Consider the following 17,806-nt stretch of genomic DNA (forward strand, 5'->3'; position numbering starts at 1 on the left):
ATATCGGCCCTTTGCCGGTGGTACAGCGTGTTTATGTGATAGAAACAGTCAATTAGACGGTCTGCACCGTCATTTGCGTGAAAACTCGGCAAATGTCTGCACGACTTGCTCGATCTGTGCCCGGCTGACATCCAGGTGAGTGACCATACGCAGACGCGGCGCGGCGCTCAACTTGATGCCGCGCTCGGCAGCAAAGGCTTTCAACGCGTCGGCGCGGTCACCGATCTGCACGTAGACCATGTTGGTCTGCACCGGCTCCACCGCATAACCGGCCTTGCGCAGTTCATCGCCCAGCCACTGGGCATTGGCGTGGTCATCGGCCAGGCGCTGTACCTGGTGATCCAGGGCATACAGCCCGGCCGCCGCCAGAGAGCCGGCCTGGCGCATACCGCCGCCGACCATCTTGCGCAGACGACGCGCCTTGGCGATCAACGCGTGCGAGCCGCACAACACCGAGCCAATCGGTGCCCCCAGGCCCTTGGACAGGCACACCGACACCGAATCGAAGTGCTGAGCAATTTCCCGCGCGTCTACCCCAAGCTTGACCGCGGCGTTGTAGATCCGCGCGCCATCCAGGTGCAGCGACAGCCCATGTTCACGAGTAAACGCCCGCGCTTTCGCCAGGTAGTCCAGCGCCAGTACCTTGCCTTGCAGGGTGTTTTCCAGCGCCAGCAGGCGGGTGCGGGCAAAGTGGAAGTCATCCGGTTTGATCGCCGCCAGCACGTGGGCCAGGTCCAGTGAGCCGTCCGCCTGCACTTCCAGCGGCTGCGGCTGGATCGAACCGAGTACCGCCGCGCCACCGCCTTCGTATTTGTAGGTGTGGGCCTGCTGGCCGACGATGTATTCCTCGCCACGCTCACAGTGCGCCATCAACGCCAGCAGGTTGCTCATGGTGCCGGTGGGCACGAACAGCGCCGCTTCGAACCCCAGACGCCTGGCCAGCTCGGCCTCCAGCAGATTGACGCTGGGGTCTTCGCCGTAGACGTCATCACCGCTGACGGCGCTGGCCATCGCGTCGAGCATGCCGGGGCTGGGTTGGGTCACGGTGTCGCTACGCAGGTCGATCACAGACATGAAGCAGGCCTCTAACGGGGTGATGTGATGTGCTCTTGTGGGTGATTACTGCGGGCAAAGCCACGGAATATCAAGCCCCAATTGGCTTCAATCGAATACCAACCAAACAAACCGATATAGGTTATCGATACAGCGCTCGTGCAGTTTTTGAAAAACCATGTTAAAAACTCTCCGCCGCCAGGGTTCTGGCGGCAACGTTCTCAGGGCGGGGTGTAATTCCCCACCGGCGGTAATTGCACGCAATGTGCATAGCCCGCGAGCGCTTGGCGCCTCGAACTGCTCACGCAGGACGGCAACAAGGTCAGCAGACCCGGTGTGATCCCGGGGCCGACGGTCATAGTCCGGATGAAGAGAGAACGGGATTGGCACCTAAGGGCCGCGCGCTGGGTTCATGCTTGCATGAGGCAGTGGTTCGTACCCTTAAATCCCATTCGATTCATAACGCCCTGTTTTTTTCTTAAACAGGAGTCAGAACATGCAACCCACCGCAATCGACAGCAAAATCAAGAACCATCACGGCGAGCGCGTCGCGTTTATCCAGGCCTGCTGGCACAAGGATATTGTCGACCAATCGCGTAAAGGCTTCCTTGCCGAAATGATCGCCCAGGGCTACCAGGAATCGGACATCGATTTCTTCGAAGTCGGCGGCGCCTTTGAACTGCCCCTGCACGCCAAGCTGCTGGCCAAGACCGGCCGCTACGCCGGCATCGTCGCAGCCGCACTGGTGGTGGACGGCGGCATCTACCGTCACGAATTCGTCGCCCAGTCGGTAGTCAGTGGCCTGATGCAAGTGCAGCTGGAAACCGAAGTGCCGGTGTTCTCGGTGTCCCTGACTCCGCACCACTTCCACGCGGGCAGCGAACACCACACCTTCTTCTACGAGCACTTCGTCCACAAGGGCCAGGAAGCCGCGCGCACCTGCGCCGACACCTTGCACAAAGTGCGTGCAATCCGTCGCAGCGAGCAGAAACTGGCGGTATAAGTCGCCCCTGAAAACGCCCCGCCCACCCTGGTGAGCGGGGCGTTTTTCGTTCAAGCATCTACCACCGCGCCATGACGTATCTGCGGTCTAGTGAGCCACACGCCGGGCCACCGCCGGCCTTCTCACCTGACCGGGAGCCATCACGCCATGCACCGCCCTCTGTTTGTACCCGACACCCCCAGCGCCATTCACACCGTGCACGGGGGAAGCCTTTCGCCCACCGACGCAGAAAAAACCGCCAACCTGGGCGGTGCCCCGTCGCGTGCGCAGGTCTATCGGGACACGGCCGTTCGGGTCGAACGATTCAGGCTGCAGACCCGCCAGGATAAAGCGCCGCGCAGGGATACCCTGAGGTTTGCATTCACCGCCGATCAAAGCGAACTCTGGCTCGGCGCAGCGGGCGATCACCTGCACCTGTACGTAGGCACGGCGCTCTATCAGATAACGCCGTCTTCGCCGAGGCAAATCATCGAGCTGGTCACCGGCCATGGCGCCGACTGCATCCATGTCGATGACAGCCTCCAGAACCCCGTCAGCATTGACGCAGGCGCTGGCGACGACTACCTGCGCGTCGGCGGCCGTCACTCAACAATCCTGTCCGGCGAGGGCGATGACACGCTACGGATCAGCGCCGAGGACTGCACCGTCGACAGCGGCCCCGGCAACGACAGCACGCAGGTCATCGGCGCCGGCACCGCGCGTATCTACGCGGGTGACGGCGCCGACAGCATTCACGGCGGCGCCGGGCTCAACTTTATCGATGGCGGGCCGGGCGACGACGTGATTGTCGGTGGCAGCGGCCATCACCTGCTCAGCGGCGGCGACGGCAATGACACGATCAAGGCTGGCAGCGGCACTAACGTCATCTATCCGGGTAAAGGCCATGACCAAGTCAGCAAGCTCAAGGCGACAGACCGGGTATACAGCCTGCCCGGCGACACCCTGGTCGCCATGACCAACGACGAACGCTATGCGTGGTTGCTTGAAAAACTCGCCAGCCTGCCAACCGCGTCGCTCGAACAGGTCATGGCGGTGCTGTTCCCCACCGACCTCGACACGGTCCACCAGACGCTCGTGGCGTCCGGCGAGGCCGGTAAAACGGGTTTGTCGATTGGGGGAAACAGGCAGTTTGCTGCGCGCGTCGAATCCGACCTCAGCGTGCTGCGCGTTTCGCCCAACGGGCAAAAACTGCTCCACGCACTGGATATTGCGGCGCAACACAGTGGGCAACCCGTCAGCATTGAACCGGGTGACGAAAACAACGCCAGGTTCACGCCCTCCACCGACAGCGACACGCTGATGATCCGCGACGGCCAGCCCGGCACGCCGGCCTACGGCGGGCGCATCGAGTACAACCCCTTTTTCAGCCCACCGGGCTCGCTGCCGATCATCGGGCTCTATCACGAGCTGTGTCACGCCTATAACGCCGTCACCGGTACCGTGGCGCCCGGCACCACCGATGAAACTGACGGAGGCAAAACCGTTGCGATCAAAAACGTGGAGCGGCAAGCCGTGGGCCTGCCCCTCGATCTGGCGCCTTTCGACTTCGATCTGAACCCCGACACCCCGCCCACGCGGACCAACCCCGAGGCTTTTACGGAGAATGCGCTGCGCAAGGAATTCGGATTGCCGACACGCGACACGTACCTGGCGAAGCCTCAAGGGGACTAAACCAGCGCTGCGTCCGTGGTGGGCACAATCAGAATGCCGGCGCGCAAACCATTCTTCACTTTCGGGTTCGGGAAGATGATGCGTGCGCCCTCCTCCTCGATCACCCAACGGGTCTTGGCCACGTCTTCGGCCAGCAGATAGCCCTTGGCCAACGGCGAGAAGTTTTCCACGTCCGCCGGCAAATGCAGCAGGAAGGCATCACTGTGCTTGATCACTTCACGCGATACCGCAAACAGTTGCAGGCCATCCAGGCTGTCGGTGGCCGGCTCGCTGCCTTCGATGATCTGCGTCAGGCGCCTCTCCAGGCGGGAAACATCCACGCCCTGGTTCTGGCCGAACGGCCGCGCCTTGCCCAGCTCCAGAGTAAACGCCTCGGCGTTCAGTTGCTCATAGGTGAACGCGGTGAAGGTGATCGACGTCTTGTTCTGCAGCAGCACCGCTTGCATGCCGGCCGCACACAGGCGCGCCAGCTCGTGACGCGAATGCTGGCGACCTTCCTTCCACGGGTACAGCGCGAACTGCTCGATCTTCGAACCGCGAATGGCCGTGTGCAGGTCGTAATGCAGGCGCGAGCGCTCAGGCAGGCTGAAGAACGTGCGGGCCAGCTGCTCAAGCTCAGCGGCGCGCATGGCCTCAGGGCCAATGTTTTGTTCGTGACGGCCATTGAACAGCCGGTTGACGTCCAGCTCGAGGTAACGCTCGCCGCGGCGCATGGCCTCGGGGTTACCGAACAGGAACAGAATACGGGTGCGGGGTTTGATTTCCCCACGGGCAATGCCATGCAACAGGCGGTCGAGCAGTTCGATCGGCGCGGTTTCGTTGCCATGGATGCCAGACGACAGCAGCAGGTCGCTGCCGTTGTCCAGCGCTTGCGGCGGGCGCACTTCGAGCGCGCCCTCGCTGAGCCAGCGCATCTGCACGCCGTCGACAGTCAGTTGAATTTTTTGCGCCGGTTCGCGACCGGCGAGGGTCAGTTCAAGCAATTTGCCGAGGGCGAGCATAAGCAGCTTCCTTAGTGGTTGCAGCCAGGGCCGTGAACGTGATCGTCGTCATCACCTTCAACGTCGGCCGGTTCCATTTCCAGTTGCAGGCTCATCAGGTTGGTGGCCAATGGGCGCATCAGCAGGTTGGCGTATTCAGCGTCGCCTTCTTCCACGTCCACACCAATCAGCAGCTGGCCACGGCCGTCGTGCTGGATCCAGATTTCCTTGCCCTGCCAGACCACGGCGACGCGGGTGCAGGAGGTTTCCAGCTGGGTGCCGTCGGTGTCTTCAAGAATCAGTTTCAGGGTGTCGGTGGTCATAAAGAGTTCTCAGCCATAGGGTGTAAAAAAGTGGCGCTAGTTGATCTGGAAAGGATAAACCGAGCCCAGTTTAAGGATTTGCGTCAGTTCATCCAGTGCCGTCCGGCACTCAAGCAGCAATTGCGGATCAGCCAGGTCGGTTTCACGCAGGCTGTCGCGGTAGTGCTTGTCGACCCACTGGGTCAGCGTGTCGTACAACGGCGCGGTCATGATAACCCCTGGGTTCACCGCCGCCAGCTCAGTTTCATTCAACGCCACGCGTAAACGCAGGCACGCCGGGCCACCGCCGTTCTGCATGCTTTGTTTGAGATCAAACACCTTCACTTCACGGATCAGCCCGCCGGAGGCCGTCAGGCCTTGCAGGTACTGCCAGACGCGCTCGTTGGCGCGGCATTCTTCCGGCACGATCAGCAGCATCGAACCGTCGGCGCGGGTCAGCAACTGGCTGTTGAACAGGTAGGACCGTACGGCGTCCTCGACGCTGACCTGGGCGCGCGGCACGCACACTGACTGGAAGTTGCCGCCCAGCTTGCCCAACTTGCCTTGCAGCTCGGCGAGCATCTGCTCGGTATTGAGAAACGCGTCTTCGTGGTAGAACAGCACCTCGCCGTTGCCCACCGCGATCACGTCGTTGTGGAACACGCCGGCATCGATCACGGAAGGGTTCTGCTGGGCGTAGACCACGCCGTCATCCTTCAGGCCATGCAGGCGCGCGACGGCCCGGGAGGCTTCAAGGGTCTGGCGCGCCGGGTACTTCTGCGGCGCGGGGTAACGGGTGTCGAACGCGCTGCGGCCAAACACGAAGAACTCGACGCCGGCCTCGCCATAGTCACGGCAGAAACGCGTGTGGTTGGCCGCGCCTTCGTCGCCGAACTGCGCCACCGCCGGCAACGCGGCGTGATGGGCAAAGTGCTTTTGGTCGGCGAACATCGCACCCAGCACGCGGCTGGTGGTCGGGTGTTCGATGCTGCGATGGTATTTGCAGTTGAGGTTGGCGGCCGTGAAATGCACGCGGCCGTCCGCCGTGTCGGCACTCGGGCTGACGGTTGCGGCGTTGGCCACCCACATGCTGGAGGCCGAACAACTGGCAACCAGCAGCGGCATGGCGTGCTTGGCCGCCTGCTGAATCACCTGAGCGTCGGTGCCGCTGAAACCAAGGTTGCGCAACGCGGCCACGTCAGGACGTTCCTGCGGCGCCAGCACGCCTTGCACAAAGCCCATGTCCATCAGGGCTTTCATTTTCTGCAGCCCCTGCAACGCCGCAACCTTGGGGTTCGAAGACTGCTGGCTGTTGCTCTGGGACGCGACGTTGCCGTAGGACAAACCGCCGTAGTTATGGGTCGGCCCCACGAGACCGTCAAAATTGACTTCACAGGATTTCATCGGCGAGGCTCCACGAACATCTGTTTTTATAGGCATCAATAGCAGTCTTCACACCACCGCTACTCTCTATCTGTAAACCCGATCAACTGTGGGAGCTGGCTTGCCCGCGATGGCAGCGGCGCGGTTTGACTAAAGGACCGAGTTGCCCGCATCGCAGGCAAGCCAGCTCCCCCACAAGCCCGCTCCCACCTTTAGATCAGCGTAATACCTGGGGTCAACGTTGCCGGGACCACCAGGCTCGGCGTTTCCAGCGACGCCACCGGGTACGCGCAATAATCCGCCGCGTAATAGGCGCTGGCGCGATGGTTGCCCGACGCCCCTACCCCACCGAACGGCGCGGTGCTGGCAGCGCCGGTCAACTGCTTGTTCCAGTTGACGATGCCGGCGCGGCTTTCCAGCCAGAACTGCTGGTAGCGTGACTCGGAGTCCGACAACAAGCCCGCGGCCAAACCGTACCGGGTGTTGTTGGCCTCAGTGATCGCCGCGGCAAAATCAGCGTAGCGAATCACCTGCAGCAGCGGGCCGAACAGCTCTTCATCTTCGCGCTCGGTCACGCCGGTCACGTCGATAATGCCAGGCGTCAGCAACGCGGCCTGATCCTGTGGCTGAGTCATTTCCAACAGCGCCACGGCGCCGTTGGCCAGCATCAACGCCTGGGCGTCCATCAAGGCTTTGGCCGCGCCGAGGGAAATCACCGAGCCCATGAAGGGCGCCGGCTGCTGATCAAACGCACCCACTTCAATCGTCGCGCTGACCGCCACCAGGCGCGCCAGCAACGCATCGCCCCAGGCACCTTCGGGCACCAGCAAGCGACGCGCGCAAGTGCAACGCTGACCGGCCGAGATAAACGCCGACTGAATAATGGTGTAGACCGCCGCATCCACGTCGGCCACTTCGTCGACCACCAGCGGGTTGTTGCCGCCCATTTCCAGCGCGAGGATCTTGTCCGGGCGCCCGGAAAACTGCTCGTGCAGGTGATTGCCGGTGCGGCTGGAACCGGTGAAGAACAACCCGTCGATACCGGGGTTGGCCGCCAACGCGATACCGGTTTCCCGCGCGCCTTGCAGCAGGTTCAACACGCCCGCCGGCAAGCCGGCGTCGATCCAGCATTGCACGGTCAGCTCGGCGACTTTGGGGGTCAGCTCGCTCGGTTTGAACAGCACGGTATTGCCCGCCAGCAACGCCGGGACAATGTGCCCGTTCGGCAAATGGCCAGGGAAGTTGTAAGGGCCGAACACCGCCACCACGCCGTGCGGCTTGTGGCGCAACACGGCCGTGGCGTCGCCCAGCGGGCCGCTCTTCTCGCCAGTGCGTTCACGGTAGCTTTGCACCGAGATGGCAATCTTGTTGGCCATGCTGGTGACTTCGGTGGCCGATTCCCACAGCGGTTTGCCGGTTTCTTCGCCGATGCAACGAGCGATTTCGTCGGCGCGGCTTTTCAGCGTGGCGGCAAAGGTTTCCAGCACGCTGATGCGTTCTTCCAGCGGGCGCCGGGCCCAGCCTGAAAACGCCTGGCGCGCGGCCTGCACGGCGGATTCGACCTGTTCGACGCTGGCGCCATTGCCGGCCCACAGCACCTGCTGGGTCACCGGGTTGCGCGACTCGAACAGTTCACCCTGGCCCGCCAGCCAGCTACCTGCGATATACAGCGAATTCATTATTTCGACTCCCGAGCAGCAGACAACGCAACAGCGCGCACTTGATCACCCACCACCAGTTGCAGGCGTTTGGCGGTCTGTGGATCGACCACCAGCGTGCCTGCCGCCAGACGGGCCGGAGCGGCCGTGATGCGGCACTCCTCGCGCTTGCGGTTATGAATCAGGAACGGCGTAGCGTCGTCCCCTGGGGTGCCGATGGCCAACACCAGTGACTGGCTGTCGCGCACCGCACGGATTTTGCTGGTCTCACACTCCACCGCCGGGCCGGCGTCGAAGATATCGACATAGCCCTGGTAGCTGAAGCCTTCGCTCTTGAGCATGCTCAGCGCCGGCTCGGTGTCCGGGTGAACCTTGCCGATGACATTGCGCGCGTCTTCGGAGAGGAAGCAGCTGTACAGCGGAAATTTCGGCATCAGCTCGGCGATAAACGCCTTGTTGCCCACGCCGGTCAGGTAATCGGCCTGGCTGAATTCCATCTTGAAAAAGTGCCGGCCCAGGCTTTCCCAGAACGGCGAGCGCCCGGCGTCGTTGGACACGCCGCGCATCTCGGCAATGATCTTGTTGCCAAACAGCTGCGGGAATTCAGCGATAAACAGCATGCGCGCCTTGGCCAGCATGCGGCCGTTGAGGCCGTTGCGGTAATCGGCGTGCAGGAACAACGAGCACAATTCGGAGTTGCCAGTGAGGTCGTTGGCCAAAAACAGCGTCGGAATCTCGCGGTAGATGTTCAGCTCCTGGGAGGCGCTGACGGTCAGGCCGACCCGGAAGTTGTACCACGGCTCACGCAGGCCGACGGCGCCGGCAATGGCGGAAATACCCACCACGCGGCCTTCGTCGTTTTCCAGCACAAACAGGTAGTCGGCATCGCCACGCCCGGCTTCACCGCGAAAGGTTTTTTCCGCCCAGCCAACCCGATGGGTCAGGCGCTCTTCGTTGGCCGGCAAGGTGGTAAGGCCGGTGCCGGTGCTGCGCGCCAGATCAATCAGGGCCGGTAAATCGCTGCTGCGTACGGGACGAACGATCATGCTATCTCCTCAGACGGGCCGCCTGCTCCAGGCCACCCGCAAAACTCTGCTTTAAACAGCGACCAGGCGCACGCTGGCACCTTCGCCGACACCCAGGGCTTCGGCCGCGGCCAGGTCCAGGGTCACCGGTTTGCCGGGCGCGTAGTCCAGCTCCAGCATCACCGCGCGGTAATCCTGCAACTGCGCGTTGCTCACCAGGTACTGGCGGCCGGCCCCCTTGACCATTTCGCCGATCTTCACCGGCACCACGCGGCTCTGGGCAATCGAGCGAATGCCCGAAACCCGCGCGTGCAGCGTCGGGCCACCGTCGAAGATGTCGATGTAATGATCGGTCTCGAAGCCTTCCCGCATCAGGATGTCGAAGGTGATCTGCGCACGCGGATGCACCTGGCCCATGGCTTCCTGGGCTTCGTCGGGCAGCAGCGGCACGTAGATCGGGTAATGCGGCATCAGCTCGGCGAGGAAGGTGCGGCTTTTGAGCCCGCACAGGCGCTCGGCGGCGGCGTAGTTGAGGTCGAAGAAGTTGCGGCCAATGGCGTCCCAGAACGGCGAATCGCCGTTCTCGTCGCTGTAGCCGACAATCTCGGTCACCACCGAGTCGGCAAAGCGCTCGGGGTGGCTGGCGACGAACAACAGACGGCCACGGGAATTGAGTTCCGACCACGGCGAACCGACCAGCGCAGGCTTCACGTAGAAACTGGTGAGCAGGCTGTTGCCGGTCAGGTCGTGGCACTGGGAAAGCACGTGAATCTTGTTGTGGATCTTCAGCTCGCGGGACGCGTGCACGAAGGTTTCGTTACGGAAGCTGTAGAACGGCTCCGAGTAACCGGCCGACGCGACGATGGCCGAACAGCCGGCCAGCTCGCCGGTCTCGGTGTCTTCAAGCACGAAGAAATAGCTTTCTTCGCCATTGAAACTGACCTCGGCCGCGAAGGACGCTTCGCTGGCGGCGATCTTGTCGCTCAGGCGTTCCACATCATCCGGCAAGGAGGTGACACCAATCGGGCTGTCCGCAGCCAGACGCTGTACCTCGCCCAGATCAGCCATTTGCGCGGGGCGCATCACCAGCATGGTGTCACTCCTTAACTCGAAAAACTCATAGAGGAAAAAATGCCGGACACGGGATCTGAGTTCACCCAGATCCAATGTGGGAGGGGGCTTGCCCCCGATAGCAGTCTGTCAGTTGATAAATCCAGTGACTGATCCACCGCTATCGGGGGCAAGCCCCCTCCCACATTTTTGACCCAGTCCAGCCAGCAAAATGTGTCGCTATCAGGCTTGCGTCAGCGTCTTCACGGCGCGTTCAAAACGGTCCAGACCTTCCTGGATGTCCGCATCTTCCACCACCAGGCTCGGGGCGAAACGCACCACGTCGGGGCCGGCTTGCAGGATCATCAGGTTTTCTTTTTCAGCCGCGTTGAACACGTCCTTGGCCTTGCCCTTGAACGCGTCGCTGAGCACGCAACCAATCAGCAGGCCCATGCCGCGCACTTCGGTGAAGATGCCGTATTTCTCGCCGATCTGTTGCAGGCGCGCCTTGAACAGCTCGTGCTTGGCATTCACGCCAGCCAGCACTTGCGGGGTGTTGATCACGTCGATGACCGCTTCCGCCACCGCGCACGCCAGCGGGTTGCCGCCGTACGTGGTGCCGTGGGTGCCGACCACCAGGTGCTTGGCCAGGTCTTCACGGGTGAGCATGGCTGCAATCGGGAAACCGCCGCCCAGGCTCTTGGCGCTGGTGAGGATGTCCGGCGTCACGCCGTAATGCTGGTAGGCGAACAGGTGGCCGCTGCGGCCCATGCCGGTTTGCACTTCGTCGAACACCAGCAGCGCGTTGTTCGCATCGCACAGCTCGCGGGCGCCTTGCAGGTACGCCAGCTCAGCCGGCAATACGCCGCCTTCGCCCTGGACCGGTTCGAGCACCACGGCGCAGGTCTTGTCCGACACGGCAGCTTTCAGCGCTTCCAGGTCGTTGTAAGGCACGTGGGTGATGCCGGTGATTTTAGGCCCGAAGCCGTCGGAGTACTTCGACTGGCCACCGACGTTGACGGTGAACAGGGTACGGCCGTGGAAGCTGTTCAGCGCGGCGATGATCTCGTACTTCTCGGTACCGAAACGGTCGAACGCCACACGGCGGGCCAGCTTGAACGCGGCCTCGTTGGCTTCGGCGCCGGAGTTGCAGAAGAACACGCGCTCGGCAAAGGTGGCGTCGATCAGCTTGTGGGCCAGGCGCAGGGCCGGCTCATTGGTGAAGACGTTGGAAACGTGCCACAGCTTGTTGGCTTGTTCGGTCAGTGCACCGACCAGCGCCGGGTGGGCGTGGCCCAATACGTTAACCGCGATGCCGCCGGCAAAGTCGATCAGCTCGCGACCGGCCTGGTCCCAGACGCGCGAACCCGCGCCACGCACAGGGATAAATGCGGCAGGTGCGTAGTTGGGAACCATGACCTGGTCGAAATCGGCACGTTGCACCGGGGCTTGCTCAACGGACATCGGAGTCTCCTGAAGAGGAACGCCTGCCTGGAACTGGCGGGCGATGCAGGGATTGTAAGGACAGTTTTCAGTGCGGCCTTGCCGCCAAGCGACAACTTCTTATAGCGCCAACCCGCGTTTTCAGCGGGTTTACGCCAATGCGACAAATAGCATCGCAATGGCGCAGTTTAAACCGTGGGCTCGCCCAACGGCACCGATTTACGGCTCGCGCTTAATTATCTAACACGGATCGGCGACGGCGAACTGTTCTGCTGAGGGCATCATTTTATCCTCAGGAAGCTTTGCAATGAGCCAGCAACCCAGCGTGCCCGCCTTCGACCGGCTGATTCCGGCGCGCGACGTTCATCATGAAACGCTCAAAAACGCGATCCCCGACTGGCTGGGCAACGCGTCGGCCGCGCGTCGCAACGCCCTTAAAACCAGCGCCCCGGCGTGGTACGCCCAGCCCTCAGCCGAGCAGGACGCGGCGCTCAAAGGCCTGATCCGTGAGGCCTGGATCAGCCAGAACCGGCTCGACAAGGTCATGGACGCACTCAAGTCACCCGCCGACTTCGCCGCGCCCGCGCTGCAACAGGCGCTCAAGCAGCGTTTCGGTGTGGAGTGCGATGTGCGCAGCACCTACCTGCGCCTATCTGTACCGGCGACCATCCCCTGGTTCCCGGTGCGCTCCGGCGCAACGCGGATCAGGACCGTGTCGCTGCTGGACGCCGCCCTGCATAACTTTGAAGCTGGCGAAACCACTGTCGACGCCTACGAGCCACCGTCCGGTTTTATCACCCGCCCCACCGCCACCGGGCATTTCGAAACCCTGCCCGACATAGACACCCGTATCAGCGTGCCGGCCTTTACACGCCTGTGTCGCGAACTGGACCTTGGCGACCAATACAACACCTACCTCGAGCACTTCCTGGACCTCAACAACCCCGTCGCCGCTGCCTACCTGCAACACCGCTTCGACGCCAGCCAGATTGCCAACCTGAGACTCGCCCTGCACATGGCGCGCCTGCAGGGCGACCTGTCGCAAGCCAGCTCGCAGCGCCTGCAACAATTGCTGAGCAACCCGGCGGACTGCAACGCACTGCGCTGTCACGCCCTGAGCATCCTGTCCAGCCCGCTGACAGGCATTGTGCTATTTACCTCCGCGAACCTTGAGCGGGCCAATCACGTGGTGCCCGTCATTGCCTATATTCCGCACGACCCGCAACACCCGCTCAAGGAGTACCCCTCCAGCGTGCAGTTCATGCAGGCCCTGACCGCCGAGCTGCGCCAGCCTGCGTACCAGCAATTTTTCAGCCGTTTCGTGAACCACGACGAGCGCGGGCATTTTTTCGCCGACCTCGGCCAGCGCCTGTCCCGCGTCACCTGGCATGCGCACACCCGCGGCGACCCGCGCCCTGCCTGGCGGGATACGCCGGTGGACAAGCCTGAGCTGCAGTTTGCCGTCACACCGATCAGCGGCTCGGTGCTCGAACACCTTTACCAAACCACAGTGAGCAAGCTGTTCAATGACGCACGCGCTCAAGCCGTGTCCACCGCCAGCGCCGACCAGAAAACCCGCTGGGAGCGCTGGAGCCTGTTCGAAAAAATCGGCTCGGCCCTGCTGCAGATTGCCGCGCTGGTCGCCGCGCCGTTTGTACCGCCGGTGGGTTTACTGATGCTGGGTTACACCGCGTATCAGCTGCTGGATGACACGTTCGAGGGCATCGTCGACTGGGCCGAAGGCCTCAAGACCCAGGCGTTCGGGCACCTGATGTCAGTGCTGGAGCAGATGGTCCAACTGGGCATGTTCGCCCTCGGCCCGCCGCTTGCCGAAGGGTTGTTGCGCCAGCACTTGCCCGCGGAACTCTGGCAGTTTTTCGACCGCCTCAAACCCGTCACCTTGCCCGATGGCCAGCACCGGCTATGGCAACCGGACCTTGCGCCTTACGCCCAGGCGGTGACGCTGCCCGAAGGCTCGCGCGCCAACCCGCTCGGCCTGCACGCGCATGGCGAGCAAGACATCCTGCCCCTGTCCGGCGCGCATTACGCGCTGGGGCTCGACCCCAGCACCCAGACGCATTACTTCAAGCATCCCACCCGCACCAATGCCTACCGCCCAACGGCATACAACAATGGCCAAGGCGCCTGGGTGAGTGAGCTGGACCGGCCGCTGAGTTGGGACAGCGCCCAGTTGATGCGCCGTCTGGGCCATCAGGAGCAAAGCTTCAGCGACCTGCAACTGGCACAGATTCGCCACGTCAGCGGTGTCGAAGACGCGGCGCTGCGCAAACTCTACATGACCCGCGAACCCCTGCCACCGCTGCTGGCCGACACCCTCGAGCGCTTCAAGATCGACCAGGACCTGCAAACCTTCATCGACCAAATGAACAGTGATGACCCCCGTGTCCAGGCGCTGGCCGATGCCCAGACCCAACTGCTGCTCTTGACCAACTACGGGCTGTGGCCCACCACCAGAACCCTGCGCCTGATCGACAGCCGGGGACGCACGCACTGGGAAATCCCGGGCGCGCCAGACGCCAGCGTCACCCAGATTCATGAGCGCCAGCTGAACAATGGCGACCTGCTCCAGACCCTTATCGAAGCGCTGGACGAACCGCAAAGAAGGACGTTGCTTGGGGAAGCGTTCGGCGATCCCACAACCTCGCTACAAGCACGTACGCGTGTTCTCAGGAAAAAACTTGCCCACCTGGCACGGGAAAAACGCTGGGCGCTGTTCGAGTCGGCGTATCGCGCGCTGCAGCGTACCGACGATGCGCAGCTGAGCGCGCTTGTCGACGCGTCGCCGGGCTTGCCGGTGAGCGCCGCTGAAGCCCTGCGCGCCATCGCCAGCCCTGAGGAGCTGCGCGCCCTCGATCAAGGCCGGGTACCACGGCGCCTGATCGAGTTGGCGCACGAAGCCCAGCGAGAAATACGCGCCTGCCGTGCCTACGAAGGGCTGTACCTGGACAGCATCGACAACCAGGACACTGACCGCTTGGCCCTGCACTCCCTGCCCGATGTGCCGAACTGGCCCGCGGGGCTGCGCATTAGTGTCAGAAACGACACCGCTGATGGCCCGTTGCGCGACGTGATCGGTGATGAACGCGCCAGCGTTCAGCGCACGCTGGTTTACACCGCCAACGGCGACTACGTGCCCACCGACAGCAGCGGCCCGCTGTTTGGCGAAACCGACTTCTACACCGCCCTGCTCCAGGCGCTGCCCGACCCGGCGCGCGCTGCGTTGGGCATTCATATCGGCCAGGGCCCGGCCCTGCGCCAGGCGCTTGCTCGTCATGCCCTGCACCACTGGCACCTGCGCGAGTTGCTCGCGGACGCCCCCGTCGGCAAACCCGCCTACGACCCAAACATCATGCGCCTGCGCGGTGGTATGCCGGGCTATCGGCCGACGACCATGCCCGGCGCGCAGCACGCGCTGACCGCGCATGAACACGCCCGGCAACTGTTCCCGGCGTTGCCACGCACGCATATCGACAACATTGTGCGCAGCCTGGAACAAGCGCCCGGCGGGGTCACGACGGCGCTGAGCACGCTGCGCAACGAATACCAGCAACTTGAGCGCGACTTGCAGGCCTGGATCACTGCCACGCCGCGCCTGAGCGCTGACGCCGAGGTGCGCATCAGTCGTCAGGAACTCGCCTATGCCAGGCGCAACCGCACGGCCTGGGCCGATGAACTGCGCCGGGCCTGGCGCCTGGAAACCCCGCTCGATGCGTACTACGAGCCGCCCGCCCCCAATGGCTATCAACTGCACTTGAACTGGCCGATTGCCGGCAATCCTCCCGTGCTGCCCGGGCGTTTCGGTCATATCTCCAGCCTGTCGCTGGAAGGCGAGCAAGGGCCACTGGAGATCGACACGTTCCTGTCGATGTTTCCGTTCCTGCGCCGCCTGACCGTGCGCAACTTCAACCTCGACAGACTGCCCGATGGCGTCCCCGCGATACCCAGCCTCAATGAACTGGTCCTCAGCGATTGCAACATCACCTTGACTGCCCAGACCCGCACCGCGCTTGAAAACATGACCCGGCTCAAAACCCTCGACCTCTTCAACAACCCGCTGGGGCTCATACCCAGTGTCGAGAACATGCCTGGCCTGCACTTTCTGGATTTGAGCAACACCGGTATCACGCAATTGCCTGCCGGGATTTTGCAGCGCCCCCAGCTGGAGACCGCGCTGTTTCGGGACAACCGCATTGCTGAATTGCCCGACGCACTTTTCGAGCTTCCCGTGGCAACCAGTCATTCGTTCGACTTTTCCGGCAACCCGCTGTCTGGCCAGACCCTTGAGCAGGTCAAAACCTACTTCCAGCGCACCGGCAGTTATTGGGAGGCCAATGCGGCCCCGGTGGACATTGCCAGCGCGAAGATGCTTTACCCAACCTTGAGCAGTGACGAAATCAACCGCCTGATTTTCGGCCTGCCGGGCAACCTGGAAATGGGCAAGATCGAACTGGCGCGGCGGGACCTTGACTACAAGCAGCTGAACCACGAGCTGGACGCCTGGGTGAACAGCCCCGGTCTCGGCGAAACCGCCCCCTACCAGCGCGAGGCGTTCAAACAGGCGCTGCTCGCCGGATGGCGTCGGCAACTGAAGCAGGACGACCACAGCAACGACATTTATCCCACTTACGCGCTGGACATCTCTGCCCCCATAAGCGGCAAATTGCCGACACTCAGCAGCCGGTTCACCCACGTGTCGACCCTCAGGCTCCGTGGCGATGCTCAGCCGTTGGACGTGGGAAACTGGCTGGCAAGTTTTTCGGACGTGCAGCACCTGATCATTGAAGACTATGCGCTGGAGGATATTCCCGAGCCGGTTTTCCAACTGCCACAGCTCACGACCCTCAGCCTCGAACGCTGCAACCTGCGACTGTCAGCAAAAACCGTCCAGGCCCTGGAGGCAAAGAGCAACCTGGAACGGCTGAACCTGAGCGATAACCCTCTGGGGCAACTCCCGGACTTTACTTCGATGACCTCACTGGACAGCCTGGGGCTGCGCAACACCGGCCTCACAGAGATTCCGCCGAGCCTGCTCACGCCCCGCGAACGCAACCTCGTAGACCTGAGCCACAACCTGATCACGCAGATCCCCGAACCGCTGCTGCAAAGGCCGGCCCCAGTTACCAGCGCGTTTGATTTATCTGCCAACCCGCTGTCACGAGCGACCCTGGAACGGCTCAAGCGCTATTGCCAAACCCGCGGCGAGCACCTCCAGGTCGATGCGCCCGGCGCCTATAAAGCCCGCATCGCAGCCCTGTATCCGACGTTCACCGCCGCGGAGGTGAATGTGTTCATCTTCAGCTTGCCCGGCGATCTGGATGCGATTGACGGCGCCATCCGTCGTCTGGAAAGCGAATACGAGCGCCTCAGTGCAGACCTCACCCTCTGGGCACTGACCGTACCCGAACGGCATCCCATCCTTGATGTGGCACTGGACGAACAGACGGCGGCCGAGGAGCAAATCCAGCGCCTTGCCATCAAGACAACGCTGGAGGAAGGCTGGCGCCGCGAGAGCGAAATCGACGATTTCAATGGCGGGTATGGAGTGACCCATAAGCTGACGTGCCATACGTCGATCTTTGGCGAGCTGCCCACCTTGAGCGCACGGTTCGAACATGTTTCGCATCTGGAGCTCATCGGCGAAGGCACCACCACCAACGTTGAAGGCCTGGTGCGTGCATTCCCTAACCTGAGCACGCTGGCGCTGGATCAATACGCCCTGGGCGATATTCCCGACCTGATCTTCAACCTGCCAAGGCTGACCAGCCTGACGTTGACGCAAAGTCGCCTTCGCCTCAGCCCGCGGGCCGGCGCCAAGTTGCGAGACTTGCGTAACCTGGAGTACCTGGACTTGAGTGACAACCCGCTGGGCGGGGCGCCTGAGCTGGACAATATGCCCAGGCTGGAATGCCTCTACCTGCAAAACTGCGGGCTCAGCGAGGTACCGTTCGGGCTGTTTGACCGCCCTTATTTGCGCACCGTGGACCTGAGCGACAACCTGATCACCCAGGTCCCGGACGACATTCTAAGCATGCGCCAGCCGTGGGACGACGAGTCCGACCTCAGCGGCAACCCGCTGTCGGAGGGCAGCCTGGACCACCTTCGGCAGTATTTTCGCCAGACGGGCAATGATCTGCAGGTGGACGCAGCCGGCCTCAACGCCCAGGGCGCGCCCCTGACGCCACCGTCTACACCCGAACCGATGGAGGAATAACAGCGG

Annotated in this window: 11 protein-coding genes and 1 riboswitch; of the genes, 3 read left to right on the forward strand and 8 right to left on the reverse strand. The window is 62.7% G+C overall.

The window, feature by feature from the left end:
• Positions 1–69: 69 nt before the first annotated feature.
• A complete protein-coding gene (gene ltaE, locus NTD89_RS15815; RefSeq protein ID WP_262208541.1) occupies positions 70–1,074 on the reverse strand; it encodes a low-specificity L-threonine aldolase in 1,005 nt (334 codons plus the stop codon).
• A gap of 192 nt (positions 1,075–1,266) precedes the next feature.
• Positions 1,267–1,436, forward strand: a riboswitch (FMN riboswitch).
• A gap of 113 nt (positions 1,437–1,549) precedes the next feature.
• Between ltaE and NTD89_RS15820 the strand changes: the two genes are divergently transcribed.
• Positions 1,550–2,056 carry a 6,7-dimethyl-8-ribityllumazine synthase gene (locus NTD89_RS15820; protein ID WP_145159367.1) on the forward strand — a complete coding sequence of 169 codons (507 nt, stop codon included), beginning with the start codon at positions 1,550–1,552 and terminating at the stop codon, positions 2,054–2,056.
• A gap of 147 nt (positions 2,057–2,203) precedes the next feature.
• Positions 2,204–3,727, forward strand: coding sequence for a M91 family zinc metallopeptidase (locus NTD89_RS15825; protein WP_262208542.1), 1,524 nt, complete (start codon positions 2,204–2,206; stop codon positions 3,725–3,727).
• On the opposite strand, the gene astE is transcribed toward NTD89_RS15825, so the two are convergent.
• From astE to NTD89_RS15860, 7 genes are all read right to left on the reverse strand, one after another.
• Entirely contained in the window at positions 3,724–4,728 is a 1,005-nt protein-coding gene (astE, locus tag NTD89_RS15830) for a succinylglutamate desuccinylase (RefSeq protein ID WP_242196192.1), read from the reverse strand. The genes NTD89_RS15825 and astE overlap by 4 nt on opposite strands.
• An 11-nt stretch (positions 4,729–4,739) precedes the next feature.
• Positions 4,740–5,030, reverse strand: a complete 291-nt coding sequence (locus NTD89_RS15835) for a hypothetical protein (protein ID WP_003214319.1) — start codon at positions 5,028–5,030, stop codon at positions 4,740–4,742.
• 36 nt (positions 5,031–5,066) lie between these two features.
• Positions 5,067–6,413 (reverse strand): N-succinylarginine dihydrolase, encoded by a 1,347-nt coding sequence (gene astB / locus NTD89_RS15840; protein WP_262208543.1) that lies wholly within the window; start codon positions 6,411–6,413, stop codon positions 5,067–5,069.
• 191 nt (positions 6,414–6,604) lie between these two features.
• Positions 6,605–8,074, reverse strand: a complete 1,470-nt coding sequence (astD, locus tag NTD89_RS15845; protein ID WP_262208578.1) for a succinylglutamate-semialdehyde dehydrogenase — start codon at positions 8,072–8,074, stop codon at positions 6,605–6,607.
• The gene (astA, locus tag NTD89_RS15850) at positions 8,071–9,096 is read right to left on the reverse strand and encodes an arginine N-succinyltransferase (protein ID WP_003193612.1); all 1,026 of its coding nucleotides are present in this window, start codon (positions 9,094–9,096) and stop codon (positions 8,071–8,073) included. Before astA ends, astD begins: the two co-directional genes overlap by 4 nt.
• A 51-nt stretch (positions 9,097–9,147) precedes the next feature.
• Entirely contained in the window at positions 9,148–10,167 is a 1,020-nt protein-coding gene (aruF, locus tag NTD89_RS15855) for an arginine/ornithine succinyltransferase subunit alpha (protein ID WP_106576116.1), read from the reverse strand.
• A gap of 201 nt (positions 10,168–10,368) precedes the next feature.
• Positions 10,369–11,589: an aspartate aminotransferase family protein gene (locus NTD89_RS15860; RefSeq protein ID WP_145159375.1), complete on the reverse strand. Its 1,221-nt coding sequence runs from the start codon at positions 11,587–11,589 to the stop codon at positions 10,369–10,371.
• 286 nt (positions 11,590–11,875) lie between these two features.
• Between NTD89_RS15860 and NTD89_RS15865 the strand changes: the two genes are divergently transcribed.
• Positions 11,876–17,800: a dermonecrotic toxin domain-containing protein gene (locus tag NTD89_RS15865; RefSeq protein WP_262208544.1), complete on the forward strand. Its 5,925-nt coding sequence runs from the start codon at positions 11,876–11,878 to the stop codon at positions 17,798–17,800.
• Positions 17,801–17,806 lie beyond the last annotated feature (6 nt).

The sequence above is a fragment of the Pseudomonas sp. 14P_5.3_Bac1 genome, from assembly GCF_025466135.1.
Classification (GTDB): Bacteria; Pseudomonadota; Gammaproteobacteria; order Pseudomonadales; family Pseudomonadaceae; genus Aquipseudomonas.

Bases quoted from the DNA above. Each gene is read 5' to 3' on its own strand.
- NTD89_RS15835 (WP_003214319.1), bottom strand. From the start codon at position 5,030: ATGACCACCGACACCCTGAAACTGATTCTTGAAGACACCGACGGCACC.
- ltaE (WP_262208541.1), bottom strand. From the start codon at position 1,074: ATGTCTGTGATCGACCTGCGTAGCGACACCGTGACCCAACCCAGCCCC.
- astB (WP_262208543.1), bottom strand. From the start codon at position 6,413: ATGAAATCCTGTGAAGTCAATTTTGACGGTCTCGTGGGGCCGACCCAT.
- astA (WP_003193612.1), bottom strand. From the start codon at position 9,096: ATGATCGTTCGTCCCGTACGCAGCAGCGATTTACCGGCCCTGATTGAT.
- NTD89_RS15865 (WP_262208544.1), top strand. From the start codon at position 11,876: ATGAGCCAGCAACCCAGCGTGCCCGCCTTCGACCGGCTGATTCCGGCG.
- NTD89_RS15820 (WP_145159367.1), top strand. From the start codon at position 1,550: ATGCAACCCACCGCAATCGACAGCAAAATCAAGAACCATCACGGCGAG.
- NTD89_RS15860 (WP_145159375.1), bottom strand. From the start codon at position 11,589: ATGTCCGTTGAGCAAGCCCCGGTGCAACGTGCCGATTTCGACCAGGTC.
- astE (WP_242196192.1), bottom strand. From the start codon at position 4,728: ATGCTCGCCCTCGGCAAATTGCTTGAACTGACCCTCGCCGGTCGCGAA.
- NTD89_RS15825 (WP_262208542.1), top strand. From the start codon at position 2,204: ATGCACCGCCCTCTGTTTGTACCCGACACCCCCAGCGCCATTCACACC.
- aruF (WP_106576116.1), bottom strand. From the start codon at position 10,167: ATGCTGGTGATGCGCCCCGCGCAAATGGCTGATCTGGGCGAGGTACAG.